At 73.5% G+C, this 19,091-nt stretch carries 19 protein-coding genes; 13 read left to right on the top strand and 6 right to left on the bottom strand.

Going from position 1 to position 19,091, the window contains the following annotated elements:
- Window positions 1-211: 211 nt before the first annotated feature.
- Genes AB0F89_RS01470 through AB0F89_RS01450 form a run of 5 tightly spaced genes read left to right on the top strand, consistent with a single transcriptional unit; the run spans window position 212 to window position 4,160 of the window.
- On the top strand, window positions 212-1,336 hold the full coding sequence (locus tag AB0F89_RS01470) for an acyl-CoA dehydrogenase family protein (RefSeq protein ID WP_367131766.1): 1,125 nt from the start codon (window positions 212-214) through the stop codon (window positions 1,334-1,336).
- Window positions 1,336-2,343, top strand: a complete 1,008-nt coding sequence (locus AB0F89_RS01465) for a s-methyl-5-thioribose-1-phosphate isomerase (RefSeq protein ID WP_367131764.1) — start codon at window positions 1,336-1,338, stop codon at window positions 2,341-2,343. Before AB0F89_RS01470 ends, AB0F89_RS01465 begins: the two co-directional genes overlap by 1 nt.
- Window positions 2,336-3,001 carry an acireductone synthase gene (mtnC, locus tag AB0F89_RS01460; RefSeq protein WP_367131762.1) on the top strand — a complete coding sequence of 222 codons (666 nt, stop codon included), beginning with the start codon at window positions 2,336-2,338 and terminating at the stop codon, window positions 2,999-3,001. The genes AB0F89_RS01465 and mtnC overlap by 8 nt, the downstream gene beginning before the upstream one ends.
- Window positions 2,998-3,582 carry a methylthioribulose 1-phosphate dehydratase gene (gene mtnB / locus AB0F89_RS01455; protein ID WP_367131760.1) on the top strand — a complete coding sequence of 195 codons (585 nt, stop codon included), beginning with the start codon at window positions 2,998-3,000 and terminating at the stop codon, window positions 3,580-3,582. Before mtnC ends, mtnB begins: the two co-directional genes overlap by 4 nt.
- A gap of 5 nt (window positions 3,583-3,587) precedes the next feature.
- Window positions 3,588-4,160, top strand: a complete 573-nt coding sequence (locus tag AB0F89_RS01450) for an acireductone dioxygenase (RefSeq protein WP_367131758.1) — start codon at window positions 3,588-3,590, stop codon at window positions 4,158-4,160.
- On the opposite strand, the gene AB0F89_RS01445 is transcribed toward AB0F89_RS01450, so the two are convergent.
- From AB0F89_RS01445 to AB0F89_RS01435, 3 genes are read right to left on the bottom strand one after another with little or no spacing between them, the layout of a single operon-like run.
- On the bottom strand, window positions 4,135-4,743 hold the full coding sequence (locus AB0F89_RS01445; protein WP_367131756.1) for a hypothetical protein: 609 nt from the start codon (window positions 4,741-4,743) through the stop codon (window positions 4,135-4,137). The genes AB0F89_RS01450 and AB0F89_RS01445 overlap by 26 nt on opposite strands.
- Window positions 4,736-6,022: a histidine kinase dimerization/phospho-acceptor domain-containing protein gene (locus AB0F89_RS01440; protein ID WP_367131754.1), complete on the bottom strand. Its 1,287-nt coding sequence runs from the start codon at window positions 6,020-6,022 to the stop codon at window positions 4,736-4,738. The genes AB0F89_RS01445 and AB0F89_RS01440 overlap by 8 nt, the downstream gene beginning before the upstream one ends.
- The gene (locus tag AB0F89_RS01435) at window positions 6,019-6,687 is read right to left on the bottom strand and encodes a response regulator (RefSeq protein ID WP_367131752.1); all 669 of its coding nucleotides are present in this window, start codon (window positions 6,685-6,687) and stop codon (window positions 6,019-6,021) included. The genes AB0F89_RS01440 and AB0F89_RS01435 overlap by 4 nt, the downstream gene beginning before the upstream one ends.
- Window positions 6,688-7,058: 371 nt before the next feature.
- On the opposite strand from AB0F89_RS01435, the gene ctaD reads away from it, so the two are divergent.
- The 4 genes from ctaD (at window position 7,059) to AB0F89_RS01415 (ending at window position 12,297) form a co-directional block, all read left to right on the top strand.
- Window positions 7,059-8,846 carry a cytochrome c oxidase subunit I gene (gene ctaD / locus AB0F89_RS01430; RefSeq protein ID WP_367131750.1) on the top strand — a complete coding sequence of 596 codons (1,788 nt, stop codon included), beginning with the start codon at window positions 7,059-7,061 and terminating at the stop codon, window positions 8,844-8,846.
- Window positions 8,847-8,935: 89 nt separating this feature from the next.
- On the top strand, window positions 8,936-10,162 hold the full coding sequence (serB, locus tag AB0F89_RS01425) for a phosphoserine phosphatase SerB (protein WP_367131748.1): 1,227 nt from the start codon (window positions 8,936-8,938) through the stop codon (window positions 10,160-10,162).
- Between the two features lie 14 nt (window positions 10,163-10,176).
- The gene (locus AB0F89_RS01420; RefSeq protein ID WP_367138648.1) at window positions 10,177-10,857 is read left to right on the top strand and encodes a peptidyl-tRNA hydrolase; all 681 of its coding nucleotides are present in this window, start codon (window positions 10,177-10,179) and stop codon (window positions 10,855-10,857) included.
- A gap of 30 nt (window positions 10,858-10,887) precedes the next feature.
- Window positions 10,888-12,297, top strand: coding sequence for a phosphatidylserine/phosphatidylglycerophosphate/cardiolipin synthase family protein (locus tag AB0F89_RS01415; RefSeq protein ID WP_367131746.1), 1,410 nt, complete (start codon window positions 10,888-10,890; stop codon window positions 12,295-12,297).
- On the opposite strand, the gene AB0F89_RS01410 is transcribed toward AB0F89_RS01415, so the two are convergent.
- Together AB0F89_RS01410 and AB0F89_RS01405 are read right to left on the bottom strand one after the other, a co-directional pair.
- Window positions 12,294-14,231, bottom strand: a complete 1,938-nt coding sequence (locus AB0F89_RS01410; RefSeq protein WP_367138646.1) for an ATP-dependent DNA helicase — start codon at window positions 14,229-14,231, stop codon at window positions 12,294-12,296. The two genes, AB0F89_RS01415 and AB0F89_RS01410, sit on opposite strands and share 4 nt — an antisense overlap.
- Window positions 14,232-14,396: 165 nt before the next feature.
- On the bottom strand, window positions 14,397-14,972 hold the full coding sequence (locus tag AB0F89_RS01405; protein ID WP_367131744.1) for a biotin transporter BioY: 576 nt from the start codon (window positions 14,970-14,972) through the stop codon (window positions 14,397-14,399).
- Window positions 14,973-15,397: 425 nt separating this feature from the next.
- On the opposite strand from AB0F89_RS01405, the gene AB0F89_RS01400 reads away from it, so the two are divergent.
- The 4 genes from AB0F89_RS01400 to AB0F89_RS01385 all read left to right on the top strand — a co-directional run bounded on the left by AB0F89_RS01400 (window position 15,398) and on the right by AB0F89_RS01385 (window position 18,374).
- Window positions 15,398-16,162, top strand: coding sequence for a choice-of-anchor P family protein (locus tag AB0F89_RS01400; RefSeq protein ID WP_367131742.1), 765 nt, complete (start codon window positions 15,398-15,400; stop codon window positions 16,160-16,162).
- A gap of 2 nt (window positions 16,163-16,164) precedes the next feature.
- Window positions 16,165-16,332 (top strand): peptidase, encoded by a 168-nt coding sequence (locus tag AB0F89_RS01395; protein ID WP_367131740.1) that lies wholly within the window; start codon window positions 16,165-16,167, stop codon window positions 16,330-16,332.
- A gap of 87 nt (window positions 16,333-16,419) precedes the next feature.
- Window positions 16,420-17,583, top strand: a complete 1,164-nt coding sequence (gene wecB, locus AB0F89_RS01390; protein ID WP_367131738.1) for a non-hydrolyzing UDP-N-acetylglucosamine 2-epimerase — start codon at window positions 16,420-16,422, stop codon at window positions 17,581-17,583.
- A 131-nt stretch (window positions 17,584-17,714) separates the two neighbouring features.
- Entirely contained in the window at window positions 17,715-18,374 is a 660-nt protein-coding gene (locus AB0F89_RS01385; RefSeq protein ID WP_367131736.1) for a hypothetical protein, read from the top strand.
- A 141-nt stretch (window positions 18,375-18,515) separates the two neighbouring features.
- Here the strand turns inward: AB0F89_RS01385 and AB0F89_RS01380 are convergent, their stop codons facing one another.
- On the bottom strand, window positions 18,516-19,085 hold the full coding sequence (locus tag AB0F89_RS01380; RefSeq protein ID WP_367131734.1) for an isochorismatase family protein: 570 nt from the start codon (window positions 19,083-19,085) through the stop codon (window positions 18,516-18,518).
- Window positions 19,086-19,091: the final 6 nt, after the last annotated feature.

Raw genomic sequence — 19,091 nt, 5'->3', positions numbered from 1 at the left:
CGGGGCAGGCAGGTGACGTCCGGACGACATCTCCATTGTGAGGCCGACTGCCCTCAACGCACCTGCCGTGGTTCGACGGGGGCTCCGGACGTGGTCGGGCGAGGACGAACGCCGCGCGCCAGCGCTCCCATGTGGCGGAACGCTCAGCCCACGCCGCGCCACGGCCACTAGGCTGACCTGCTGGAACGTGGACGACGCGGGAGGCTGGGCGATGACGAGCACCGATGGTCGGCAGAAGTGGCTGACCGTCGCCGAGGAGCTGGCGACCGCGTTGCGGGTGGACGCGGCGGAGCGGGATCGGCGCGGTGCGGAGCCCGTGGCCGAGGTCGAGGCGTTGCGCCGGTCCGGGGTGTTGACGGTCGACGACTGGGCCACGCAGCAGGCGGTGACCAGGGTGGTCGGCGCGGCCGACGCCAACGTCGGGCACCTCCTCGGCTACCACTACCTGCAGGTCTGGCGCAGCGGGCTGTTCGACAACCCGGCGTTCGACGCGGGTGACGACGTGTTCTGGGCCGGGGTCAGCAACCCGCTGGACGCGGCGCTGGAGCTGCGGCCCGTCGACGGCGGGTTCGAGGTCAGCGGGCGCAAGACGTTCGCCACCGGCGCGTCGGTGGCCGACCGGCTCGTGGTCAGCGCCACCCGCACCGGGACGGGCGAGAAGGTGACGTTCACCCTCGACGCGAAGGCCGACGGCATCACGTACGCGAGGGACTGGGACAACATCGGCCAGCGCCTCACGGCCAGCGGCGGGGTGGTGTTCGACCGCGTGCGCGTGCCCGCCCACCAGGTGCTCGGGCCGCACGACGACACGAGCCCGCGGCTCTCGCTGGCAGCGCTGGGTTTCCAGCTCGTGCTGGCCCAGCTGTACGTGGCGATGGCCGAGGGCGCGCTCGCCGAGGCCGCCCAGTACGCCCGCACGACCACCCGCCCGTGGTTCCTCAGCGGCGTGGACAAGGCGACCGCCGACCCCTACCTCCTCGGCACGTACGGCGAGCTGGTCGCCGAAGCGCGGGCCGCCGGCCTCCTCGCCGACCACGCGTCCGCCGAGCTGCACCGGGCATCCGGCCGCGGCGCCGCGCTGACCAGGGACGAGCGCGCCGCGACCGCCGCCGCCATCTCGGCCGCCAAGGTCGTCGCCACCAGGGTCGCGAACCAGACCACCAGCCGGGTGTTCGAGCTGTGCGGCGCCCGCGCGACCGCCGCCGGCTACGCCTTCGACCGGTTCTGGCGCAACGCCCGCACGCTCACCCTGCACGACCCGGTGGCGTACAAGGCGCGCGAGGTCGGCGCGTACCACCTCACCGGCGAGCACGCCCCGTTCACCGGGTACAGCTGATGGAGCCGGTGCTCGCGCGCAGCGTGCGCCTGGAGGACGACGGCGTGCACGTGCTCGATCGGCGCGGTTTCCCGTTCGAGCGCACGTGGGTGCGCTGCGGCACGGTCGAAGAGGTCGCCAAGGCCATCGAGGACATGGTGACCCAGTCCTCCGGCCCGTACTTCGCCGCGCTGTGGGGCATGGTGCTGGCCGCCCGCGAGGCCCGCGGCCTGCCCCGGTCCGACGCCCGCGCCCACCTCGACCGGGCCGGGCGGCGGCTGATCGCCACCCGCCCCACCAACAACCACCTGCGCAAGGCCGTCGCCGCCGTGCTGGCGGGCGTGGACGCGCACGAGGACGTCGAAACCGGCGCCCTCGAAGGCGCGAAGGCGGGGGACGAGCGCTACCGGGGCCGCAGCCGGGCGCTCGGCGCGCACACCGCCGAACTGCTGCCGGACGAGGGCGCGGTGCTCACGCACTGCTGGGCCGACCTCTACCTGACCGAAACCGTCGCCGCCGCTCAGAGCATGGGCAAGCGCTTGCGGTTCATCTGCACGGAGACCCGCCCGTACCTCCAGGGCGCCCGCCTCACCGCCGAAACGCTGGCCGAGATGGGCGTCGACACGACCCTGATCACCGACGGCATGGGCGCGGCCGTGATGTCGACCGGCGACGTGGACGTGCTGCTGACCGCCGCCGACCGGGTCACCATGGACGGGCACGTGGTGAACAAGGTCGGCACGCTCGGCCTGGCCGTCGCCGCGCACGCGTTCGACGTGCCGTTCCTGGCCATGGTGCAGGCGCCGGACCGGCTCGCGCCCACCGCCGCCGACGTGCCGATCGAGCACCGACCGGGCGACGAGGTGCTGCACACGCTGGGCCGCCGCACGGCCACCGACCGGGCCCGCGGCCTCTACCCGGCGTTCGACGTGACGCCGCCGCGGTTCGTCACCGGGGTGGTGACCGACCGCGGTGCGTACGCTCCGCACGGTTTGGCCGATTACTACGTTGGGGACGTTCATGAGTGAGTGGGTCGTGCTGGACATCGAGGGCACGCTCAGCGCCACCGACCAGGTCCTGGTCACGCTGTACGACTACGCCCGGCCCCGGCTCGGGCCGTGGATCGACGGGCACGCCGACGACCCGGCCGTGGTCGAGGCCGTCGCGCAGGTCCGCGAGCTGTCCGGTGTGGACGGTGGCACGGACGAGCTGGTCCGGGTGCTGCACGGCTGGATGGACGCCGATCGGAAGGTCACGCCGCTCAAGACCCTGCAAGGTCTGATCTGGCAGCGGGGTTACGCCGACGGCGACCTGGTCGCCGAGTTCTTCCCGGACGTCGTGCCCGCCCTGCGCGCGTGGGAGGCCGACGGCACCAAGCTCGCCGTGTTCTCCTCGGGTTCGGTGGCCGGCCAGGTGGCGTTCTTCGCCCACACCACCGACGGCGACCTGACCTCGCTGTTCGCCTACCACTTCGACACCGTCAACGCGGGCCCGAAGCGCGAGGCGTCGTCGTACCTCAAGATCGCCTCGGTGCTCGGCTCGACCGACATCACGTTCTACTCCGACGTCCCCGCCGAGCTGCACGCCGCCGCCGAGGCCGGCTGGCAGACGGTCGGCGTGCGCCGTCCCGGCGAGCCGTACGGCGACGCCGACTTCGGTCCGCACCGGACGGTGGCGGCGCTGTGACGCCGGGCGAGGCGCTGGCCGCCGAGTGCGCCCGCTACACCGCGATGGGCTGGATGCGCGGCACGTCGGGCAACCTGTCGGTGGTCGTGGACCGCGACCCGCTGCGGCTCGCGGTGACGGTGAGCGGCAAGGACAAGGGCGAGCTGACGCCCGACGACGTGGTGGTCGTGGACGCCGACGGCCGCACGGACGACCCGGTGCGCGTGCCGTCGGCCGAAGCGGGCCTGCACGGGCGGATCGCGGCGGTGTCCGGCGCGGGCGCGGTGGTCCACGTGCACGCGCTGGCCCCCGTGGTGGCCGCCGAGCACTGGCCCGACGGCGTCGAGCTGCGCGACCTGGAGATGCTGAAGGGCTTCGGCAGGCGGGCGGACGACGTGGTCGTGGTCCCGGTCGTGCCGAACAGCCAGGACATGGGCGTGCTCGGCGACGCGTTCGAGGCCGGGTTCCGCGCCGACGTGCCGGCCTTGATCGTGGCCCGGCACGGGGTGTACGTGTGGGGTGACGACCTCCACCGGGCACGGCACCGCCTGGAGTGCCTGGAGTGGCTGTTGCGCTTCAAGGTCGAAACCCAGAGGAGGTAGGCGCGATGACGTTGCTGACCGTGTGGTCCGACACCGACCCCGAGGCCGTGGTGGTGCGCACCTCCGACCCTGGTGAGATCGCCGTGCGGCTGAAGCAGCTCGGCGTCCGCTACGAGCAGTGGCCCGTCGTGCCCGGCGTGACCAGCGAGAACGCCCTTGAGGCGTACGCCGAGCGGATCGCCGGGGTGACCGAGGCCGAGGGGTACACCCTGGTCGACGCGATGGAGATGACCCCCTCGGACGACCCGGAGTGGCGGGCGTCGGCCGGGCAGGCGCGGCTGAAGTTCCTGGCCGAGCACACCCACGACGACGACGAGGACCGGTTCTTCGCGCGCGGCTCCGGGGTGTTCTACCTGCACGTCGACGGGCACGTGCACGCCGTGCTGTGCGAGGCGGGCGACCTGCTGAGCGTGCCCGCGAACACCACGCACTGGTTCGACATGGGCACCCGGCCGGACTACGTGTCGATCCGGTTCTTCCACGACGACGACGGCTGGGTCGGCAACTTCACCGGCAGCGAGATCGCCAAGGCGTTCCCGACGTACGACGTGCTCATGGCCGGTCACCGAGCGAGCTGAGCTCGGCGGCCAGGTTCGTCCTGGCGCGCTCCTCCCAGCGGTCGCGCGCCGCGCGCGTGGCGTACAGCGGGTCGCGCCCGGCGAGGGTGCGCAGGACCTTCGCGCGCCCGACCCGCCACGCGTCGTCCGGCACATGCGCGTACTCGGCGCGCACGGCGGCCCGGTAGCGCTCGTAGCCCGCCGGGTCGGAGCCGAGGACGGCCAGGTCGGCGTCCAGGAGCAGGCACGTCAGCGGGTCGTCCGAGACGTGGTCGGCGGTGGCCAGCACCAGGTCGGCCACCGCGTCCGCCTCGGGCAGCCCGGCGAGCCGTTCCCGGACCCACTCGGCGCTGCGCCTCTCGTCGACGCCCGGCTCGCCGTCGTAGACGACGTCGTGCGCCAGGGCGGCGAGGGTGAGCACAGCGCGCTCGCGGGCCGTGCGGTCGACGGCCAGGAGGTTCACGTCCCGCACGACGGCCAGCGCGTGGTCGGTGTTGTGGTAGCCGCGGTGCGGTTCGGCGTACCGGTCGGCGAGGTCCCCGGGCCCGCGAGCGCCGCCCAACTCGCCGACCGCCTCCCACCAGCGCACTTCCAGCTCACGCATCCGGCAACCCCACCGTGAACGCCGCGCCGCCCTCGGGCGCGGGACCGACCTCGATCGTGCCATCCAGCCTGGTCACCAGGCCGTGCACCAGGGCGAGGCCGACACCGGTGCCGACCGGCCGGGACCGCTCGTACTTCGCGTGCAGCGCGCCCTTGCGGAACGCCACCCGGTAGTCCTCCTCGGACAACCCCGGGCCGCCGTCGCGCACCTGCAGCACGTCGTCCAGCGACAGCACCACCGGCCGACCGGCGGGCGTGAGCCGCAGCGCGTTCTCCAACAGCCCGTCCAGCACCTGCCGCAACCGGCGCGGGTCGGTCGTCCGCACGACCGGGTGCGCGGGCGCCTCCAGCCGGAACTCGACGCCCTTCGCCGCGCACCGCGCCCGCCACACCTCGGCCGCCGCCGCCACCAGCCCGGTCAGGTCGACCGGGGCGAGGTCCACCCGGAAGTCGTCCGCGCCCAGCCGGGCCAGGTCGAGCAGGTCGGTGACCAGCCGGTCCAGCCGGTGGGCCTCCTGCTGGATGGTGCGGCCGACGCCCGGCACGTCCGGCCCGGACACCACGCCGTCGGCCAGCGACTCGGCGAACCCGGTCACCGCGGTCAACGGCGTGCGCAGCTCGTGCGAGACCGACAGCAGGAACTCCCGCTGCCTGGCCTCGCTGCGCGCCAGCGCGTCGGCCAGCGCGTTCACCGCCCCGCCGACCTCGGCGACCTCCGCCGGCCCGTGCTCCGGCGCCCGCAGGTCCCGCCGACCGCCGCTCATGGTGTGCGCGACGGCCGCCGTCCGCCGCAGCGGCCGGGCGACCAGCTTGCCGAGCAGCGACCCGGCCACCGCCGCCACCAGCAGCCCGACGCCCAGCGCCAGCGCGATGTCGCGCAGCAGCGTGCGCCCCGGCCCGTTGCCGGTCGCGGTCTCCTGGACCAGCGCGACACCGGGCCGGACCTCCACCAGCCGAGTGCCCGCCGTGCCGGACCCGCCGCCGACCTGGCGGACCGCCCGGACCGCCTGCGGCTCGCCGCGCAGCCCGCCGTCCGGCCCGATCAGCACCACCGCGATGCCCTGCCCGCGCAGCACCTCGACCACCCGCAGCCGGCCGGCCCGGCCGACGTCCAGCTGCTCGGCCACCACGTCCGCCTGGTCGGCCAACGCCTCGCGGGTCACCTCGCGGGACGCGGTCAGCACCAGCCGGGCCGACACCAACCCGGCCACCACCACCGCCACCGCGGCCACCGCCAGGCACAAGGCCGCGATCCGGAACGCCAGGCTCGTCCGCCTCACGAGGGCTCCGCCGAGTACCCGACGCCGCGCACGGTCCGGATCGGGCTGCGCCCGCCGAGCTTCGCCCGCAACTGGGCCACGTGCACGTCCACCGTCCGCGTGCCCGCCGCCGCCGCGTAACCCCACACCGCGCTGAGCAGCTGCTCCCGCGCGAACACCCGGCCGGGGTGCCGCATCAGGTGCGCCAGCAGCTCGAACTCGGTCGACGTCAGCGCCACCTCGACGTCACCCGCCCACACCCGCCGCCGGTCGCCGTCCAGCCGCACGTCGCCGAGCACGTGCACCGGGTCGACCCGCGGCGCGCCCCGCCGCAGCACCGTGCGCACCCTGGCCACCAGCTCGCGCGGGCTGAACGGCTTGGTCACGTAGTCGTCCGCGCCCAGCTCCAGCCCGAGCACCCGGTCCACCTCGTCGTCACGGGCGGTGACGAACAGCACCGGCGTCCAGTCACCCGCCGCGCGCATCGCCCGGCACACCTCGACCCCGTCCAACCCCGGCAGCCCGACGTCCAGCAGCACCGCCACCGGCCTGAGCCGCCGAACCGCCGCCAACGCCGCGCGCCCGTCCACCTCCACCTGCACCCCGAACCCATCACGCCGCAGGTAGAGCCCGATCAACTCGGCTATGGCCCGTTCATCCTCCACCACCAGCACGAGTCCCTGCACCCACCGATCGTGGCACGCACCACCCCCCACCACCCCCACCCCAACATTCGAATCACGTAAGACCCCGCCTCCCTTCCCCCCGCCCCCTCTCTCCCCCCTCACCCCCACGCGAGGTCGCGTCGACCGTTCACCCCTCGATTCCCGACGATCACGCTTTCCGATCGTCGGGAATCGAGGGGTGAACGGTCGACTTCCCAGCGACCTCGCCCGCCGCCTGCGAAGCAGCGGCAATCCAACACTGTGACCTGCGCTACCTCAGTTGATCCGGGGACCGGCCCAGCGCAGCCCCCCGGAACCCAGCCGTCTACGATCCGATGAGCCGGCGGCGCCACCCACCGGCAACGCCAGAACCAGACAGTGCAGGAGGCACCGTGACGGCCGTAGCCCCGCAGCCGATCGCAACGCGGCCCTTCGGGACTCGCGAGGCGGTCAAGGGTTCGTTCCTGCTGCGGATGTTCCGCACCACGGACCACAAGCAAATCGGCATCATGTACCTGGTCACGTCGTTCGCCTTCTTCATGGTGGGCGGCGCGATGGCCATGCTGATGAGGACCGAGCTGGCCCGCCCGGGCATGCAGTTCCTGTCCAGCGAGCAGTACAACCAGCTCTTCACCATGCACGGCACGGTGATGCTGCTGCTCTACGCGACCCCGATCGTCTTCGGCTTCGCCAACTTCATCCTGCCGCTGCAGATCGGTTCGCCGGACGTCGCGTTCCCGCGGCTCAACGCCTTCTCGTACTGGCTGTACCTGTTCGGCGGCCTGATCGTGATGGGTGGCTTCCTCACCCCCGGCGGCGCGGCGGACTTCGGCTGGTTCGCCTACACGCCGCTGTCCAACGCCATCCACTCGCCCGGCGTCGGCGCCGACCTGTGGATCTCCGGCCTGGTCGTCGGCGGTCTGGGCACCATCCTCGGCGCGGTCAACATGATCACCACCGTGGTCTGCCTCCGGGCGCCCGGCATGACCATGTTCCGGATGCCGATCTTCACCTGGAACATCCTGGTGACGTCGGTGCTGGTGCTGCTCGCGTTCCCGATCCTGACCGCGGCCCTGCTGGGCCTGCTGGCCGACCGGCACCTGGGCGCGCACGTGTTCGACCCGGCCAACGGCGGCGTGATCCTCTGGCAGCACCTGTTCTGGTTCTTCGGCCACCCCGAGGTCTACATCGTCGCGCTGCCGTTCTTCGGCATCGTGTCCGAGATCTTCCCGGTGTTCAGCCGCAAGCCGATCTTCGGCTACAACGGCCTGGTCTACGCGACGCTGGGCATCGCGGCGCTGTCCGTGGCGGTGTGGGCGCACCACATGTACGCCACCGGCGCGGTGCTGCTGCCGTTCTTCGCGTTCATGACGTTCCTGATCGCCGTGCCGACCGGCATCAAGTTCTTCAACTGGATCGGCACCATGTGGAAGGGGCAGTTGACGTTCGAGACACCGATGTTGTTCAGCATCGGCTTCATCGTCACCTTCCTCTTCGGCGGCCTGTCCGGCATCCTGCTGGCCGCGCCGGCGATCGACTTCCACGTGTCGGACACGTACTTCGTGGTGGCGCACTTCCACTACGTGCTCTACGGCACGATCGTGTTCGCCACCTTCGCGGGCATCTACTTCTGGTTCCCGAAGATCACCGGCCGGATGATGGACGAGCCGCTGGGCAAGCTCCACTTCTGGACCACGTTCCTCGGCTTCCACGCCACGTTCCTGGTGCAGCACTGGCTGGGCAACGAGGGCATGCCGCGCCGGTACGCGGACTACCTGGCCAGTGACGGCTTCACCACGTTGAACGTGATCTCCACGATCGGCGCGTACATCCTGGGCGCGTCCACGTTGCCGTTCATCTGGAACGTGTTCAAGAGCTACCGCTACGGCGAGACCGTGCACGTGGACGACCCGTGGGGCTTCGGCAACTCGCTGGAGTGGGCGACCTCCTGCCCGCCGCCGCGGCACAACTTCACCGAGCTGCCCCGGATCCGCTCGGCGCGCCCGGCCTTCGAGCTGCACTACCCGCACATGATCGAGCGGATGCACGACGAGGCGCACGTGACGTTCACCGGCAAGGCGATCGCGCACGAGGACGCCAAGAAGGCGCCGTCCGAGGTGGCCGCCGAAGCTGTGCAGTCGGGCACAGCCTCGGAGGGAACCGAGGGCGACCACAAGTGACGCTTGTAACCTGAGCGCAGGTTCAACGGCGAGCCCCGACGACCACCCCGGTCGTCGGGGCTCGCCGCTGTCTGGCATAGGAGCCATCAGTGACCAAGCCCAGCGCCACGCCCGTCCTGATCACGGTCACCGGACCGGACAAGCCGGGGGTGTCCTCGGTGCTGTTCGCGGTGCTGACCCGGCACGGCGTGGAGATCCTCGACGTCGAGCAGGTCGTCATCCGCGGCCGGCTGGTGCTCGGCGTGCTCGTCGCGGCCGACCGCGACCCCGAAGGGCTCCAGGAGGCCGTCGAGCAGGCCATGGCGACGGTGGCGATGCAGGTCGAGGTGGAGATCGGCGCCGACTCCAGGCGGACCGCGCGGCTGGAGTCCAGCCACGTGCTGATCCTGCTGGGCCGCCCGGTCACCGCCCGCGCGTTCACCGAGGTGGCGCGGCTGCTGGCGTCGCTCGGCGTGAACATCGACGCGATCCGCGGCGTCGCCGACTACCCGGTCACCGGCCTTGAGCTGCGGGTTTCCGTGGCCGACGACACGCCGGAGAGCGACGGGCAGCTGCGGTCGGCGCTGGCCGAGGTGGCGGTGCGCGGCGGGCTGGACATCGCGGTCGAGCGGGCCGGGCTGACCAGGCGGGCGAAGCGGCTGGTGGTGTTCGACGTCGACTCCACGCTCATCCAGGGCGAGGTGATCGAGATGCTGGCCGCGCACGTCGGGGTGGAGCCGCAGGTCAAGGAGATCACCGACGCGGCGATGCGCGGTGAGCTGGACTTCACCGAGTCGCTGCGCCGCCGGGTGGCGTTGCTGGAGGGCCTGGACGAGGCCGTGCTGGACGAGGTCGCCGAGTCGCTGGAGCTGACGCCGGGCGCGCGGACGACGGTGCGGACGCTGAAGCGGCTCGGGTTCCGCTGCGGCGTGGTGTCCGGCGGGTTCACCAGGGTGATCCAGCGGCTGGTGGACGACCTGGGGCTGGACTTCTGCGCCGCCAACGAGCTGGAGGTCGTGGACGGCAGGCTGACCGGCCGGGTCGTCGGCGACGTGGTCGACCGGGCGGGCAAGGCGGTGGCGCTGCGCCGGTTCGCCGAGGAGCAGGGCGTCCCGATCGCGCAGACCGTGGCCGTCGGCGACGGCGCGAACGACATCGACATGCTCGGCGCGGCCGGGCTGGGCATCGCGTTCAACGCCAAGCCCGCGTTGCGCGAGGTGGCGGACACGGCGCTGTCGCACCCGTTCCTGGACGCGGTGCTGTTCGTGCTCGGCGTGACCCGCGCGGAGGTGGAGGCCGCCGACGCGGCGGACGGACTGGAGCTGAACCGGCTGTGAACCCGATCCTGCGGATGCTGGTGGACCGGAACTACTCGACCGACGAGGAGGACCCGGCGTCGGTGCGGGCGATGCCGGTGGTGCTGCGGATCGAGCGGTCCGCGCCGCCGTCCCGGACCGACGTGCTGGAGGCCGCGGCGGCTGCCGCCATTGCGGTGTGCCTGGACGAGCGCGCGCTTCCGGACGGGGAGTGGCACGACGAGCTGGTGGCGTGGGTGCGCGGGCGCATCCGCAAGGTGACGCGGCGGGCGCGCGGGGCGCACTGGGAGGCCGTGCAGGCGTTGCCGGGCGTGACGATCACGGTCGGCGGCGCGTCGGTGCGGGCGTTCGTGCCGGGTCGGGTGGTCGACCTGCCCAAGGAGCTGAGCCGGTTGCAGATCTCGGGCAGCGAGCTGCCGCTCGACGAGCCGGGCCCGGCGCCCGCGGGCGTGCCGGAGCTGTGGCTGAACCCGCGGGTGGAGATGACCGCGGGCAAGGCGGCGGCGCAGGTCGGGCACGCGTCGATGCTGCTCGCGCCGCACCTGTCCGACGCCGAGCTGGCGGGGTGGGCGGCGCGGGACTACCGGTGCGCGGTGCGGACGCCGTCGGAGGCGTCGTGGGACGCGCTGGTGGCGCGGCCGGACGTGGTGCTGGTCCGCGACGCCGGGTACACCGAGGTCGCCCCCGGCACCGCCACGGTGGCCGTGAACGTTTGAGCCGTCCGATTCGCGGTAACCACTCCCGGCGTGGGCCTGCTGGACGTGGTGGACGCCAAGCTCGGTGACGGGCTGGAGAGCATGCTGTGCGCGCATCACGCGAGACGGTTGCGCAAACTGGGCTGGGGCGCGGTGTTCGGCTCCGAGTCGGGCTGGTGGGCGGCGCGCCCGCCGGTGCGGACCGGCAACCGGGTCGAGGTGCTGGTGGACGGGCGCGAGGTGCTGCCCGCCATCGCCGAGGCGATCGGGTCGGCGCGCAAGTCCGTGCACCTGGCGGGGTGGTGCGCCAGCCCGGACTTCCGGCTGACCCGCGAACCGGGCTCGCCGACGTTGCGCGAGCTGCTGGCGTCGGCCGCCGAACGGGTGCCGGTGCGGGTGCTGCTGTGGGCCGGGCCGCCGGTGCCGATGTTCGAGCCGACCCGCAAGCGGGTGCTGGCGAGCCGGCGCGAGTTCACCAGGGACAGCGCGGTGCGGTGCGAGATCGACGCGCGGGAGCGGACGCTGCACTGCCACCACGAGAAGATCGTCGTGGTGGACGACGAGATCGCGTTCGTCGGCGGCATGGACCTGACCGCGGTCGAGGGCGACCGGCACGACGACCCGTCCCACCCGCCGCGCGAACCGCTGGGCTGGCACGACATCGGCTCGCGGCTCGAAGGCCCGATCGTCGCCGACGTGGCCGAGCACTTCCGGCAGCGCTGGCAGGAGATCGCGGGGGAGGAGCTGCCCCCCGTCCCGGCGCCCGCCCCCGTCGGGTCGTCGTCGGCGCAGCTGGTGCGGACGATCCCCGAGCGGACCTACGACTTCATCCCGAACGGCGAGTTCAGCCTGCTCGACTCGTACCTGCGGGCGCTGCGGGCCGCCGAACGGATCGTCTACATCGAGAACCAGTTCCTCTGGTCGCCCGAGGTGACGGAGGTGCTGCTGGACAAGCTGCGCAACCCGCCGCACCCGGACTTCCGCGTGGTGCTGGTGCTGCCGCGCAAGCCGAGCAACGGCGCCGACACGACCCGCGGCCAGCTGGGCCGGTTGCTGGACGCCGACGACGGCAGCCGCCGCCTGGTGGCCGCGACCCTCGCCTCGCACGACGGCGAGACGTCGACCTCGGTGTACGTGCACGCCAAGCTGGCGATCGTGGACGACCGCTGGCTCAGCGTCGGCTCGGCCAACCTGAACGAGCACTCGCTGTTCAACGACACCGAGGTCAACCTGGTGACCGACGACGCCGACGTGGCCCGCGACGCCCGCCTGCGCCTGTGGTCCGAACACCTCCAGCGCCCGGTCGAGGAGGTCTCCGGCCCACCGCACGAGGTGGTCGACGAGCTGTGGCGGGGCGCCCTGGAGTCGTCCGGCAAGCACCGCCTGACCGCGCTGCCCGGCGTCTCCCGCCGCGCCGGCCGCCTGCAGGGGCCCCTGCGCGGCCTCCTGGTGGACGGCTAGTCGCGGCTCGCCGCGGCGAGCCGCCGCAACGCCGCGCGCACGACCTCCGGGTCGTACGTCGTCCAGAACGGCGGCAGCGAGGCGCGCAGGAAACCGCCGTAGCGGGCCGTGGCCAGCCGCGGGTCCAGGATCGCCACGACGCCCTTGTCGTTCATCGAGCGCAGCAGCCGACCGGCGCCCTGCGCCAGCAGCAGCGCCGCGTGGGTCGCCGCCACGGTCAGGAAACCGTTGCCGCCGCGCGATTCCACCGCCTTCTGCCGCGCCGACGCCAGCGGGTCGTCCGGGCGCGGGAACGGGATGCGGTCCATGATCACCAGTTGCAGCGACGGCCCCGGGACGTCCACGCCCTGCCACAGCGACAGGGTGCCGAACAGGCAGGTGGCCGGGTCCTCGGCGAACCGCTTGACCAGCTGGCCCGTGGCGTCGTCGCCCTGGCAGAGCACCGGGTGGTCGACCTTGCCGCGCACCGCCTCGGCAGCCGCCTTCGCCGCGCGCATCGAGGAGAACAGGCCCAGCGTCCGCCCGCCGGCCGCGTTCACCAGGCCCTCGATCTCGTCCACGTAGGCCGGTGGCAGCCCGTCCCGCCCCGGCGGCGGCAGGTGCCGCGCCACGTACAGGATGCCGCTGCTGCCGTGCTCGAACGGCGAGCCGACGTCCAGCCCGCTCCACCGCGGCCCGCCCGCGTCCGACGGCGGCTCCTTGTCGGTCGCCGTCCCCTCGGCCTTGCGCGCCCCGGACGCCGCCGGCAGCCCCCACTGCCGCGCCAGCGTGTCGAACGTGCCGCCCAACGTGAGCGTCGCCGACGTCAGGACCGTCGTCCGCTTCCCGAACAGCCGCTCCCGCAGCAGCCCGCCGACGCCCAGCGGCGCGACCCGCAGCGACGGCGGCTTGTCGCGGTCGGCGAAGTCGCCCGACACCCAGACCACGTCGTGGTCCTCGTCGAACGCCGACAGGATGCGGGCGGCGCAGTCGTGCACCTCGTCCAGCAGCGTCATCGCGAGCTTGCGCGACGTCGCGCCGTCGACGTCCTCCTTGCGCTCCGGGCCGAGCGACGTGATGCACGCGTGCGCCGCGTCCTTGGTCGCCCGCAGCGCGCCCGCCAACGCCTGCGGCAGGCTGTCGAGCCGGCCGGCCGGCAGCTCTTCGAGGATCATCGCCAGGCCGTCGCTCGCCTCGGCCATCCGGTCGGCCACGCCCTGGTCGATGAGCCGCCCGCAGCGCCGCGCGGCCGTGGCGACCAGGGACGCGCTCAGCTCCTCGGTGGCGACGGACGTGACGCGGTCGACCAGGTCGTGCGCCTCGTCGATCACGACCACGTCGTGGTCGGGCAGGACCTGGTAGCCCTCCAGGGCGTCCACGGCGAGCATCGCGTGGTTGGTCACCACGACGTCCGCCCGGCCCGCTTCGGCGCGCGCCTTCTCGGCGAAGCAGTCGACGCCGACGGGGCACTTGTTGACGCCCAGGCACTCGCGCGCCGTCACCGAGACCTGCCGCCACGCCTGGTCGGTGACGCCGGGCACCAGCTCGTCCCGGTCACCGGTCTCGGTGTCGGAGGACCACTCGTGCAGGCGCTTGACCTCGCGGCCCATCTTGGACACCGCGAACGGGTCGAACAGGCCCGCTTCCTCCGGCTCGTCCGGCGCGCCGGAGTGCAGGCGGTGCATGCACAGGTAGTTGCGGCGGCCCTTGAGGATGGCGAACCGGGGCTCGCGGCCCAGCACCTTGCGCAACGCCTTGGCCAGGCGCGGCAGGTCGCGGTCCACGAGCTGGCGCTGCAGGGCGATGGTGGCGGTGGAGATGACGACCGTGGTCTCCTCGGCCACCGCGTGCCGCAGGGCGGGCACCAGGTAGGCCAGCGACTTGCCCGTCCCGGTGCCCGCCTGGACGGCCAGGTGCTCGCCGGTGCGGATCGAGCGCTCGACGGCCTCGGCCATGTCGACCTGGCCCTGGCGCTCGGCTCCGCCCACCGCCTCCACGGCGACGGCGAGCAACGTCCTGGTGTCGGGGATGGCGGTGGTGGCGGGCACGGCGAAGACCGTACCCGCCCACCCCGTCAACCCGACCCGGACCCGCGCGGGCCGGAAATCGGCCCCCCGGCGCTACTTCCGGTCGACCAGCGCCCAGGTGGCGGGCAGGAGACCGGCGGCCAGGGCGACCTTCAGGGCGTCACCCAGCAGGAACGGCGTCACGCCCAGGGCCAGCGCCTTGCCGAGCCCGACACCGGCGGCGGCCATCAGCCACGGGACGCCGCACGCGTAGATCACCAGGTTGCCCACGACCATCGTGCCGACCACGCGCAACGGCGTCCGGTCGCCGCCGCGCGCGGCCAGGTGGCCGACCAGGGCGCCGGCGAACACGAACCCGACCACGTACCCGAGCGACGCGGGCATCCCCGACGAAGCGCCCTGGAACCACGGCACACCGGCCACGCCGGCGATCAGGTACAGCACCATCGACGCACCACCGCGCCGCCACCCGAGGGCCGCGCCGACCAGCAGGGCGGCGAACGTCTGGCCGGTGATCGGCACCGGGCTGCCCGGCACGGGCAGCGCGACCTGGGCGGCCAGGCCGGTCAACCCGGCGCCCGCGACGACCAGGGCGATGTCACGCGCGAGAGCGCCCGGGACCAGGTCGGCGAGCACCGCGCGACGGCCGGGAACGGCGAGGACGGACACTTGGGACCTCCCAGAGGATCGACTGCTCCCGGAGGTTAACCGGCGGTCACTGGTCCGGTCTCCGTCGAAGGTCTACAAAGTTGGGCATCTCACGCAGGAGCGGCAGCACGATCACCCGGTCGAGGTCTTCGGTGCGGGGTACCGCAGTCATCGCAGTCATCGCAGTCGCCGCAGGACGCGTCCTTTCCTCGATCGGGGATCGCTCGAAAGGGCTGCCTCGTGGACATCGGATGCGCACAACCCCAACCGAACCCCCGGATCGAGTGACAACGTGAGGCAATTTCGGGCTCGGCACCCACTTTCGGTGGTAACTGCTGGGCGGTTCGAGTGGACGCGATCCCTCTTTACGGTCAGCAACCCTTAATCCGACGGATGGAAAGCCGATAGGGGGAATTACCGGTAAGTCGTTGCGAGAAAGGAGCTTCATGCGTGCCCGAATGACGCGCCGCGCCGCGGTGGCCGGACTGGTCGCAAGCGCGGCGCTGGTGGTCGGCGCCGCGCCTGCCGAGGCGGCGCCGGGGGACGCCACGGCTCACGGCGCGAGCCTCGCCCTGTCGCTGCCGGACCACGGAACGGCGCCGTCGGCGCCGTTCGCCGCCGCCGACGCGAACGGCCCGGTCACCGGCACGTCCGCGGGCGTGGACGTGCCCGCCGTCCTCAGCACCGGCGCGATCGGCACGTCCGCGTCGCGCGACGAGAAGACCGGCGGCGCCCACTCCGCGGCGAGTGCCGCCGACGTCCGGCTGGACCTGCTCGCGTCCGTCACCGGCGGCGTGTCCGCCGACCTGGTCGAAGCCCGGTGCTCGGCCACCCAGAAGGGGCTCACCGGCGCCTCGGAGCTGGTCGGGCTGGACCTCGGCCGGCTGGGCGCGGTCGACGCCGCCCCCGCGCCCGGCACCACCGTCGGCGTCGACCTCCGCGGCGCGGTCGTCGCCGAGCTGGTGCTCAACGAGCAGGTCCGCAACGCCGACGGCAGCCTGACCGTCAACGCCCTGCGCCTCACCCTGCTCGACAGCGCGCACGGCTCGGGCGACGTGGTGCTGGCGTCCGCCACCTGCGGTCCCGCCGGCCTGCCCGTGCCGATGGCCTCGGGCGCGGGCCTCGGCGCCGGGCTCGGCCTGCTGGCCCTGTTCGCCGCGCCCGCCGCCGCGGTCGCCCTCCGCCGCCGGCGCGAGTGCACGGCGGTCTGACCGTGTGCCGGGCCCCGGGCGGCGGTGTCGCGCTCGGCACCGGAACCGGCTCGTCGGCGGGCCTCGGCGCCGGCGTCACGTGGTGGGTGGTGGTCGGCGCGGTGCTCCTCGCCGCCGGCCTGCGCCTCACCCGCGTGGCGCGCGGGCGACGAGCCACGACCGACGAGTAGCGCGCGTGCGCCCCGGTGCGCGCCGACCCCCAGTCGCGCGCCGGGGCGCCGCACCCCCACGAGACCACTCGCAGAGGAGTGACCCAGGTGAAGGAAGTCGTCCTGCTCGCGGGCACCCGGCCCGAGGCGGTCAAGGTCGCGCCGGTGGCGCTGGCGCTGGCCGACCACCCGGTGCTCCGGCCCGTGATCGTCCACAGCGGGCAGCACACCGGCGTGGTCGAGCAGGCGCTGCGCGCGTTCGACCTGCGCGTGGACGTCGAGCTGGACGTGCCGCGACCGACCGGCGGGCAGGCCGAGCTGCTGGCCCGGCTGGTGGCGCGGTTCGACCGGGTGCTGCGCGAGCGCCACCCGGCCGTCGTCCTCGTCCAGGGCGGCACGACGACGGCGCTGGCGGGCGCGCTGGCCGCGTTCTGGCTCGGCATCCCGGTGGCGCACCTGGAAGCCGGCCTGCGCACCGGCGACCTCGCCGGGCCGTTCCCCGAGGAGGGCAACCGGCAGATGATCGCCCGGATCGCCGCGCTGCACCTCGCGCCGACCGACGACGACGCCGCGACGCTGGTCGGCGAGGGCCTGCCGGACCGCGAGATCGTGGTCACCGGCAACACCGTGGTCGACGCCGTGCAGCGGGTCGCCGCCGCCGACCTGCCCGCCCGCGACCCCGACCTGGTTCGGCTGGAGCGCGTGCTGGACGAGCGCTCCGACCGGCTGGTGCTGGTGACCGCGCACCGGCGGGAGTCGTGGGGCGAGCCGCTGGCCAGGGTGCTGCGCGCGGTGCGGGCGCTCGCCGACCGGCACCCCGACGTGCGGGTGCTGCTGCCCGCGCACCCGAACCCCGGCGTGCGGGCGGCGGCGCGGACCGCGCTCGGCGGTCACGACCGGATCGTGGTGACCGAGCCGCTGGACTACTCCGACCTCGTGCGCGCGTTGCGCCGGGCCGCGCTGGTGCTCACCGACTCCGGCGGCCTCCAGGAGGAGGCGCCCTCGTTCGGCGTGCCGGTGCTGGTGCTGCGCGAGGCGACCGAGCGGGTGTCCGCGGTGGAGGCGGGTTGCGCGTGGCTGGTCGGCACCGACCCGATCCGCATCCTCGCCGAGGCGGGCTGGGTGCTCGGCGCGCGGCTGCGCCTGCCGCTCGGGCACAACCCGTTCGGCGACGGCGGCGCCGCGGCCCGGGTGCGCGGCGCGTTGGAGCGACTGGTGGGCCTGCCGAGTGATTTCTCCGGCACGCCGCTGCCGGTGCGCATCCCGTGCTGACCGCGGACCGGCGGTGTGGTCACTCGTCCGGGTGTTGCTGTTTCCCCTGGCGGGTGATGTGCGCCCGAGATCATCAGCTCCCGTCCGCGCGGGCTCGATAGTCCGGGGAGGCGAAGCAGAAGGGCAACACGATGAAGCACATCCGAGCACGTCGGGTCGGGTCGCTGACCGCGGCGCTCGTCCTCGGCCTGGTCGCGGCGCCGTCCGCGTGGGCGGCCAACCCGGCCGGGGTCGCGGCGGTCGGTTCCGCCGGGTTCACCAAGGCGGGTCAGCGGGTCGACATCGCGCCGCTGGCCCCGTGCGCGGTCAACGGCACGCCGGCCAACTCGTCCGAGGCGGTGAGCCGCACGGGCGTCCGGTTCGGTCCCGGCTCGTCGTCGTGCACCGTGGAGGTGGTGGACCCGGAGACCGGCACGACCAAGTCGAACTCCGAGGCGGTCGGCGCCGACTTCGAGCTGTCCGCGCTGGTCTCGGTCGGCGGGCCGCGGCTGCGGGTGGCCCGGTGGAAGGTCACCTGCACGGGCACCGAGTCCGGCTCGGCCGCGGGCTGGTCGGCGGACGGCCTCCAGGGCTTCCCCGGCCTGCCCCCCGAGATCCCGCTGAACCACGTGCACGAGGTGAAGGACGGCGGCGGCGTGGTGCTGGCCACCGCGACGTTCGGCGAGACGACCTACCCCGAGCCGAACGACGGCAGCATCGCGATGAACATGCTGCACCTGCGCTTCACCGAGGCGTCCACCCTCACCGGCGAGGTCGTCCTGGGCTCCTCCGCCTGCTCCCCAACCCCCTGACCCCCCGCGTGTCCCACATCCCGAACGCGAGAGTCCTACGTTGAGGACGCGAGAGTCCTACGTCCAGGACCCCTGAGTTCAACGCTCAGGACGCGCCAGGGCACCCCGGAACGATCGTTCCGGGGTGCCCCGAGCCAGTTCTCAACCGACGCGCGGCGTCCCCGCCAGCGTCACGCCGGCCTCGCCGAGCCGCGCCAACGCGCTGTCCACGGTCGCCCGCGCCACGCCCGCCGTCAGGTCCAGCAGCACGGTCGTCGCGAACCCGGCGCCCACCGCGTCCAACGCGGTCGCCCGCACGCAGTGGTCGGTGGCGATGCCCACCACGTCCACCTGCTCCACCCCGCGCGCCCGCAGCCACTCCACCAGCCGCTCACCGCCGCCGGACGCGCCCTCGAACCCCGAGTACGCCGCCGCGTACTCGCCCTTCGAGAACACCGCCTCCACCGCCGTCACGTCCAGCTCCGGGTGGAACGACGCGCCGGCCGTGCCCGCCACGCAGTGCACCGGCCACGAGTCCACGAAGTCCGGCGTCTCGCTGAAGTGCGACCCCGGGTCGACGTGGTAGTCGCGCGTCGCCACGACGTGGTCGTACGACGACGACGCGACGTGCGCCGAGATGGCCGCCGCCACCGCCGCGCCACCCGTCACCGCCAACGAGCCGCCCTCGCAGAAGTCGTTCTGCACGTCCACCACGATCAGCGCCTTGCCCATTGAAAG

Source organism: Saccharothrix sp. HUAS TT1 (assembly GCF_040744945.1).
Classification (GTDB): domain Bacteria; phylum Actinomycetota; class Actinomycetes; order Mycobacteriales; family Pseudonocardiaceae; genus Actinosynnema.
This window is presented reverse-complemented; position numbering and strand designations above follow the sequence as displayed.

Coding starts and splice junctions, on each gene's coding strand:
- AB0F89_RS01465 (WP_367131764.1), top strand. CDS start 1,336: ATGGAGCCGGTGCTCGCGCGCAGCGTGCGCCTGGAGGACGACGGCGTG.
- mtnC (WP_367131762.1), top strand. CDS start 2,336: ATGAGTGAGTGGGTCGTGCTGGACATCGAGGGCACGCTCAGCGCCACC.
- AB0F89_RS01470 (WP_367131766.1), top strand. CDS start 212: ATGACGAGCACCGATGGTCGGCAGAAGTGGCTGACCGTCGCCGAGGAG.
- AB0F89_RS01410 (WP_367138646.1), bottom strand. CDS start 14,231: ATGGCCGAGGCCGTCGAGCGCTCGATCCGCACCGGCGAGCACCTGGCC.
- AB0F89_RS01445 (WP_367131756.1), bottom strand. CDS start 4,743: ATGCGTGAGCTGGAAGTGCGCTGGTGGGAGGCGGTCGGCGAGTTGGGC.
- AB0F89_RS01420 (WP_367138648.1), top strand. CDS start 10,177: ATGCTGGTGGACCGGAACTACTCGACCGACGAGGAGGACCCGGCGTCG.
- AB0F89_RS01400 (WP_367131742.1), top strand. CDS start 15,398: ATGCGTGCCCGAATGACGCGCCGCGCCGCGGTGGCCGGACTGGTCGCA.
- AB0F89_RS01380 (WP_367131734.1), bottom strand. CDS start 19,085: ATGGGCAAGGCGCTGATCGTGGTGGACGTGCAGAACGACTTCTGCGAG.
- AB0F89_RS01385 (WP_367131736.1), top strand. CDS start 17,715: ATGAAGCACATCCGAGCACGTCGGGTCGGGTCGCTGACCGCGGCGCTC.
- AB0F89_RS01450 (WP_367131758.1), top strand. CDS start 3,588: ATGACGTTGCTGACCGTGTGGTCCGACACCGACCCCGAGGCCGTGGTG.